Below are 7,893 nucleotides of genomic sequence, written 5' to 3'. Positions count from 1 at the left end.
ACAACTGCATCAATCGCATCCGCGTTTGTCGCATCAGTTACTTGTTGCTTATAGTCGGCTTTCTCTTCGTCTGTCAGATACTTCATCCCATCAATAGCCGCCGTTGCGTCAGCCTTTTCGGCAGTCAGGTCAGTACTTGTGGCGTTGCGCGCATCCTCTACAATTTGTTCGACGGCTTCAACCGTTGTGGCATCTGGCAATTGATCTGTATAGGTCTTCTTGCCCGCATCATCTAGATTCGTCAAACCATTAATCTCAGTCGTTGCCCAGTCTTTTGCGTTCGCCAAGTTCTGTGCTGTGGCTTCAGATACAACTGCATCAATCGCATCTGCGGTTGTCGCGTCGGCTATCTGTTGCTTATAGTCAGCCTTCTCTTCATCGGTCAGATACTTCATCCCATCAATCGCTGCCGTGGCATCAGCCTTCGCAGCGGTCAAATCAGTGCTTGTGGCATTGCGCGCATTTTCAACAATTTGTTCAACTTCTTCAACGGTCGTAGCGTCTGGCAATTGATCTGTATATGTCTTCTTACCTGCATCATCCAGATTCGTCAAACCATTAATCTCTTCTGTCGCCCGGTCTTTTGCATTCGCCAATTTTTTGCGGTTGCGTCAGTTACGATTGCGTCGATGGCGTCTGCGGTTGTAGCGTCAGTCACCTGTTGCTTATAGTCAGCCTTCTCTTCATCGGTCAGATACTTCATCCCATCAATCGCTGCCGTAGCATCGGCCTTCGCAGCGGTCAAATCAGTACTTGTGGCATTACGCGCATCTTCAACGATTTGTTCAACTGCTTCAACCGTGGCGGCATCTGGCAATTGATTGAGGTAAGCTTGCTTGCCTGCATCATCTAAGTTGGTCAAACCACCAATTTCCGTTGTCGCCCAATCCTTTGCGTTCGCTAAATTTTTTGCGGTTGCGTCAGTTACGATTGCGTTGATGGCGTCCGCAGTTGTAGCGTCAGCTACTTGTTGCTTATAGTCAGCCTTCTCTTCGTCAGTCAGATACTTCATCGCATCAATCGCTGCCGTAGCGTCAGCCTTTTCGGCAGTCAAGTCAGTACCTGTAGCATTTCGCGCATCTTCAACGATTTGTTCAACTGCTTCAACCGTTGTAGCACCTGGCAATTGATCGAGGTAAGTTTGCTTGGCCGCATCATCTAAGTTGGTCAAACCACCAATTTCCGTTGTCGCCCAATCCTTTGCGTTCGCCAAGTTTTGTGCTGTGGCATCCGTAACAACTGCATCAATTGCATCCGCGGTTGTCGCATCGGCTACCTGTTGCTTATAATCCGCCTTTTCTTCGTCAGTCAGATACTTCATCGCATCAATCGTTGCCGTTGCATCAGCCTTTGCGGTAGCCAAGTCTGTACCGGTCGTATCAACTTGCAATGGTGTCGTTCCTGCTGAATTTGCAAACAAGTCAACATTAATCAATTCTGACCGTGCAATGGCACCCTTTACCGAAACAGAGTCTTGCGTGCCATCTGGCGTAACTTGTGTTGGAATCGTTACCGAGGTACTACCCAGAACAGATAAATCAACTAACTGATTAACAGTATCACCTGTTCCGGTGGTCAACTCGCTAATTAATGGTGTTAACAAATTATCAACCAATGGACTCAAAACTGGGTCCAAATTAACAATGCCCAACAAATTTATACTTGATAAGGTGTCCAACAAGTCTGACAGCGTACCACTCAACGTTTGGCTTAATGCCGTGCCTAGTCCACCATCAATATTCACTGCTAAATATTGACTACCATCCGGCAAGGTTGTGACCGTCGCTTCACTTGGATCGATTGTATATTGCGCTGTAATCGCACCATTTTTCAAATTGTCTAGCGTTGCATTCAAGTTATCCACAACTGAGGACCCAACTAAAAGCTTGGTCACGGGATTATCAATAACGTTAAGCACTCCCTGCAGTCCATTAACAATCGGATCCAGAATAGTTCCTAATCCGCCAGTAACCGCAACATCTACGCTAATAGGACCATTAGCCGTAATATCCGTTCCTGCTGGTACCTGTAGCGCAACCTCACGTGAACCTGTGTTGACCGCTGAAACGTCGGCAACACCACTTCCTGCCACAGTAAAGTTAACATTTGTTGCTTGATTTGCTGGTAATGGTTCAGTCACATCGGCAGTTGTATCAACATCACTAAATATCTGACTATCTACAGCAGCCGCTTCTGCCGTTCGTTGGGTAATATGTACCCCATTTTGATCAACTGACACAAAATCCGATAGCGTAACACCACCAAAAGCTAAACCAACAACGCCAGCAATTACCCACATCTTTTTTGCCTTGTACATCCGCTTTCTTTGAACAGATGACACCAGCGTCTTTCCCACTTTTTTCATAGTGAACCCCCACAGTTCTATACTCTCTAATTAACCTACAACGAGGTTGCCCGACACAATCAATGATTTGAAACCGCTGAGATAGCCGAGTACTACTCCAATAAACCGATTTTTACAAAATACTCTCAACTCTGCAAAACTAATACAATTTATTTTTACCACAAATAAAAAGCGAATACAAAACAAATCTATTGTGATATTTTTAGTTATTTTTATTTTATATAAAAAGTAAAATATTAACGCTTAAAACATATTTATAATCAATTATTAATGTAATTATGTTTTTTATCTCATATTTACACTTTCTGTTAGTAAGTGCTTGAAAAACATGGTTTTATACGTTTTGTAAGCGTTTGCGTATATATAACTAATTTGTTCATTCATTAACAATTAGCCATTGTCCGGTATTGTGTACACAATTCCCAAAAATGCCGCATGAATTCAAATTCATGCGGCATTAGATTAAATGGCCTTCAAATTCAATACCCAAGCATTACGAGCCTCAGTTTCTGGTGTTTCAGAAATCGTGTAGTTCGGCGTGTTAGTCACAATCATCATGACCGTCGTATCGTAACCTGCGGCCGCAATCGCAGCACGATCAAAGGTTACCAACTTGTCACCTGCTTTAACCTTCTGTCCCTGTTCAACAAATTGTTCAAAGTGTTGGCCGTCCAATTGCACGGTATCAATCCCGATATGCAATAAGATTTCTGCGCCTGCATCAGTCACCAAGCCAATGGCGTGCTTACTTGGATAGACCGCCGCCACCGTGGCATCGGCTGGTGCAACCAAGTCATTATTGGTTGGTACAATTGCGAGTCCCTTACCCATCGCTTCACTAGCAAAGACGGGATCTTTAACTGCTGACAAAGGCAGGATTGTTCCCTGAATCGGTGCATTGAGTTGCTCGCCAACACTAACTGTTTCATTTAAATCCGTGGCTGTTTGTTCTTCAGCTGGCACACCAAAGAAATAGGTGAGTACCGTCGGAATAACAAATCCAACCCCTAATCCGATAACTGCAGACATGAATCCAGGTCCAATAAACGTTGGCACACCAAGCAAACTAACCAGCGTCATAGCGGTTGCTTGTGCGCCACCAACGGCTGCAATGGCCCCACCAATCGCGCCACCAATGACCGCAAAGATAAATGGCTTCTTGAGCTTCAACGTCACCCCGTAGATACCAGGTTCTGTGATACCAAGCAACGCTGACAACGTAGCTGACCCTGACAATGACTTCAACTTCGTGTTCTTCGTCTTCAAGAAGACACCTAGTAGCGCACCTGCTTGAGCAATGACAGCAACTGTCAAAATGGGTTGCAACGGATCATGGCCTGATACCGCAATCGTATTCGTAATCACGGGCACAAACGTCCAGTGCACCCCAAAAATAACAAACACTTCCCAAAGCGCCCCCATAATGGCCCCCGCAATTAATGGCGCAACATTGTAAATTGCTTCAACAGCACCTGACAAGACCGTTCCAACCCCGGTCCCCAATGGTCCAATGGCCAATACGGTAATTGGCATTAGCAATGCAAGTGAGAACATCGGCGTAAAGATATTGCGGACCGACTCGTGGAAGAACTTATCAAAGACTGGTTGAATATATGATAGCAACCAAATTGCCAACAAAATTGGAATAACACTTGAGCTATAAGTGGCGCTGACCACTGGGATGCCAAAGAAGTCGAGTTGCGTCTTGCCCCCCATTGCTGCAACCAAATTAGGGTACAACAACGCTACAGCCAAGCCAATCGCCACAAACTCGTTCACCTTCAACCGTCGGGCAGCCGTTATGGCCAGAAAGACCGGCAAGAAGTAAAAGAAGCCATCCGCAGCTGCATACCAAATTTGATACGCACCACTGGTTTCTTTCAGCACCCCTGTCACGCTGAGTAAGGTTAGCAATCCTTTCAGCACACCAGTTCCCGCCATCGCCCCCAAGAATGGCGTGAAGACACTTGAAATAAAGCCAATGAAGCGATTAATCAGCGAATCCTTTTCAACTGGTTCATCGGTTGTGGTTGCTGACTCGCCCCCATTTCCCAAACCAGCCAACTTTGATAATGGCTCAAAAACATTTGCCACCGAGTTACCAATCACAACTTGATATTGACCAGCCGATTGCACAACTGTCACAACCCCATCAAGATTCTCAATCTTTTCGGTTTGTGCTTTCGCTTCATCCTTCAACTTAAATCGTAAGCGGGTGGCACAGTGCCACGCCGTGTTGATGTTTTCCTTACCACCAACGTCCGTCAAAATTTCTTTTGCTAACCCCTCGTAATCCATCACGTTTCCCCTTTTTGAAACACAAAACCCGCAAGAAAACACGTCACATAGCGTGCTTTCTTGCGGGTTTTGCCTAATTAAATAGTAACAATCCCAATGTGAGATTTAATTGGCCCTAGCTATTGTGCTAAGGTCGATTGCAGTACACGATTCAAGTGTACTGTTAGATAAATACGTTCATTTTCAGCAACTTGTTTATGGGTCTTATCTTCGATGTAGGCAATCACTTTGTCGGCCAAGTCATACGCGTTTGGATATGACCGTTGGACGTGCTGTAACATAACCGCATCGATATTTGCATTACCCGTACGATTTTCTTCGTCATATAAACGATCTAAGAAAAATCGTAAATGGACAAGCAAGCGTTGATAATTAATATCATTTTCATCAATCGTCTGTCCAACCGCATAGCGGATAATGGTCAACGCATCACTGATTAACGTTGTGATTTGACTCGCGCGTTCATTTGCCAAATAGCCATTCTGCTTATCGACAAACTTCAATGCAATGAACCCCGCCTCATCATCAGGTAGCGCCACGCCGGTTTGTTCAAGAATCGCCGCGACGGCCCACTCCCCAATTTGATATTCCATCGGATAATAATGACGGGTTTCCCATAGTAAATTGTTATGCACCACAATTTGCTGTTTGGCTTTCTCGATGGCATAACTGATGTGATCAGCCAACGACACCAATAAATATGTGTTGAACGTTGTGTGTAATTGGGCCTCTGCATGGCGCAAAATATTCGACGCCATCTCAATAACCAGCGGTGAGATTTCACTAGCTAAATCGTTAAACGTCCGGCCCCAATGTTCATCCTGCGGCAAGTACCGCGTATCAATTAATGCTTCTTCAACAGCATCACCTCGCTTCTTTTGAAATCCAATGCCACGGCCTATAACCACAATATCTTGCTGCTTGTCTTCAGCCAGTAAGACATTATTATTGAAAATTTTCTTGATCAGCATCAATATCCTCCCAATAGAAAAGACCAAACAATAAGCCCGTGCCTGCATGCCACGTGATTTCAATACTTATCATTCGGTCTTGCCCAGTTCAATTTTGGTTACAATCCGTATCACTGACTACATGTTAGCACCATTATGTAAGCGTTTACAATACAATTTATGAATGAGCGCAAAAAATAACTTATCTGAGGTCAAAAAGCGATACGGCTGCATTAAACATAAAAAACAAGGCGTCCAATCGCTTGAACGCCTTGTTAATGTCACTAATCCAATGCGGTCCCATTCGTTGCGATAACGCGTTGGTACCAATCAAAGGAATCCTTCTTCTGTCGGTTCAACGTCCCATTCCCGGCGTCGTCTTGATCGACGTAGACCACCCCATAACGCTTCGACATTTCTGAGGTTGAGAATGAAACAAGGTCAATAATGCCCCACATGGTGTAGCCCATCAGGTCGACACCATCAATAATCGCCTCACGCATTTGTTCAATGTGTTGACGCAAATAATCAATACGGTATTGATCATGAATTTGGCCATCAGCTGCAATTTCATCAACGGCGCCAAGACCGTTTTCAACAATAAACAACGGCACACGATAACGGTCCCAAAGTTCATTCAGCGTAATCCGCAACCCAACTGGGTCAATTTGCCATCCCCAATCAGAGGCGGCCAAATAAGGGTTACGACCACCAGTTGCCATATTACCAAGTGTTTCGGCTTCCCCATCAGTGGCACTCGTCACCGTTGTCATGTAGTAACTAAAGCTCAAGAAATCAACTGGGTTGGCCAAAAGGATTGCCTCATCTTCGGCAGCCATGTCAATCTTGATGCCATGCGTTGCAAAATAGCGGTTCATATATTCTGGATATTCACCACGTACCTGCACATCGGTAAAGAATAGGTTCAATTCATCTGCCAATTGGGCGGCTTGCACATCAGCTGGATTTGGCGTGGCTGCATACGTTTGCATGCGTGCCAACATTGATCCAATTTGTGCATCTGGGTCGATCTCATGCAATTGCTTCGTCGCAATTGCACTGGCAACAAATTGGTGATGCAACGCTTGATAACGCAATTGTAGTTGCTCATCAAACGGCAAACCGGCATCAACCACACCGGTTTCGTGGAAACCAAACGTACCTGTATTGATTTCATTAAACGTCAGCCAATAGGTCACCTTGCCCTTATACCGCTTAAAGACCGTTTCAGTAAAGCGGTTAAAGTCAGCAATTGTGGCTCGATCTAACCAGCCATTCCGCGTAACAGTTAGGTGAATTGGGCTTTCGTAGTGAGACAAGGTCACCACGGGCTCGATGCCATATTCAGCCATCTTATCAAAAACCTTATCATAAAATGCCAAGCCCGCTTCGTTTGGCGTAGTCTCGTCCCCATTCGGGAAAATACGTGTCCAGGCTAACGACAAACGGAATGCCTTAATTCCTAGTTCGTGCATCAAGGCCAAATCCTCTTCGAAACGATGATAGAAATCGACCCCACGTCGCTTCGGATAATTTTCATCCGTTGCATCAGCGATCGCAACTTCAATGTCTGCAAGGGTAATATTACCCAAGTTCATTTCCGTTCGCTTTTCAGCCTTCATCACCACTTCTGCGGTGCTAATTCCCTTGCCGTCAGCCTGCCAGGCTCCTTCGTATTGATTGGCGGCAGTTGCACCACCCCAAAGAAAGTTCTCGGGGAATCCTGTTGGGATTGTTGACTTGTACATATTCTTATACCTCCTGATTGAGTTGCATGAGTAAGTGATAAACGGCGCCGAACAAGTTCGCATCGTTGGCAAATTACCGGCGACGATTTCAGCTGGTGTCAACGTCGACTTCACCAGTTCATTGCCGTTAAAGAACGCAAGATACTTTTCACGGATGCGTTCAGCGACGATTGGTTGCGCGGAAATGCCACCACCAATCACAATACGTTGAATATCAGTTATCGCTTGAATGTTTTGAATTAATAGGGCAATTTGATTCGCGTACGCATCAAAAATTTCATTTGCTGCTGGCTCACCCGCATTAATGTGTTCAAAGACGGTCAAGCCATCATCAATTTCTGGTAATTGCAACTGGGTCCCGATGCGCTTAATCATCTCAACGGCAGACCCGTGCAATCCAATTGAAGTCTCCATCCCTGTTTCAATCTGGCCAAAGATAAAGCTTAGCTCACCGGCTTGATAGTGCGTGCCGTATACTAGCTCACCATTCAGAACTAATCCGCCACCGACACCGGTGCCGAGGACAATCGCC

General features: G+C 45.3%; 5 protein-coding genes and 1 pseudogene. All 6 read right to left on the bottom strand.

Annotated elements, in window-relative coordinates:
- Nucleotides 1-554: GA module-containing protein (locus tag WEIDD23_RS13605; protein ID WP_242865465.1), on the bottom strand; the 554-nt coding region annotated here is incomplete at its 3' end.
- Nucleotides 551-2,365, bottom strand: coding sequence for an adhesive domain-containing protein (locus WEIDD23_RS07550; protein ID WP_062358884.1), 1,815 nt, complete (start codon nt 2,363-2,365; stop codon nt 551-553). The genes WEIDD23_RS13605 and WEIDD23_RS07550, both read right to left, overlap by 4 nt.
- Nucleotides 2,366-2,827: 462 nt before the next feature.
- Nucleotides 2,828-4,663 (bottom strand): beta-glucoside-specific PTS transporter subunit IIABC, encoded by a 1,836-nt coding sequence (locus WEIDD23_RS07545; protein ID WP_010374280.1) that lies wholly within the window; start codon nt 4,661-4,663, stop codon nt 2,828-2,830.
- A 119-nt stretch (nt 4,664-4,782) separates the two neighbouring features.
- The gene (locus WEIDD23_RS07540) at nt 4,783-5,634 is read right to left on the bottom strand and encodes a PRD domain-containing protein (RefSeq protein WP_010374279.1); all 852 of its coding nucleotides are present in this window, start codon (nt 5,632-5,634) and stop codon (nt 4,783-4,785) included.
- 263 nt (nt 5,635-5,897) lie between these two features.
- Nucleotides 5,898-7,361, bottom strand: a complete 1,464-nt coding sequence (locus tag WEIDD23_RS07535) for a glycoside hydrolase family 1 protein (protein ID WP_010374276.1) — start codon at nt 7,359-7,361, stop codon at nt 5,898-5,900.
- Nucleotides 7,362-7,526: 165 nt separating this feature from the next.
- A pseudogene (locus WEIDD23_RS14680) lies at nt 7,527-7,853 on the bottom strand (ROK family protein); the annotation flags it as partial.
- Nucleotides 7,854-7,893: the final 40 nt, after the last annotated feature.

Source organism: Weissella sp. DD23, from assembly GCF_001579105.1.
GTDB classification, from domain to species: domain Bacteria; phylum Bacillota; class Bacilli; order Lactobacillales; family Lactobacillaceae; genus Weissella; species Weissella cibaria.
Note: the sequence above shows the minus strand (reverse complement) of the source record. Positions and strands in the feature narration are given on the sequence as shown.

What these genes read in the sequence shown, in the direction of transcription:
- WEIDD23_RS07550 (WP_062358884.1), bottom strand. Translation starts at nt 2,365, where the DNA reads ATGAAAAAAGTGGGAAAGACGCTGGTGTCATCTGTTCAAAGAAAGCGG.
- WEIDD23_RS07535 (WP_010374276.1), bottom strand. Translation starts at nt 7,361, where the DNA reads ATGTACAAGTCAACAATCCCAACAGGATTCCCCGAGAACTTTCTTTGG.
- WEIDD23_RS07545 (WP_010374280.1), bottom strand. Translation starts at nt 4,663, where the DNA reads ATGGATTACGAGGGGTTAGCAAAAGAAATTTTGACGGACGTTGGTGGT.
- WEIDD23_RS07540 (WP_010374279.1), bottom strand. Translation starts at nt 5,634, where the DNA reads ATGCTGATCAAGAAAATTTTCAATAATAATGTCTTACTGGCTGAAGAC.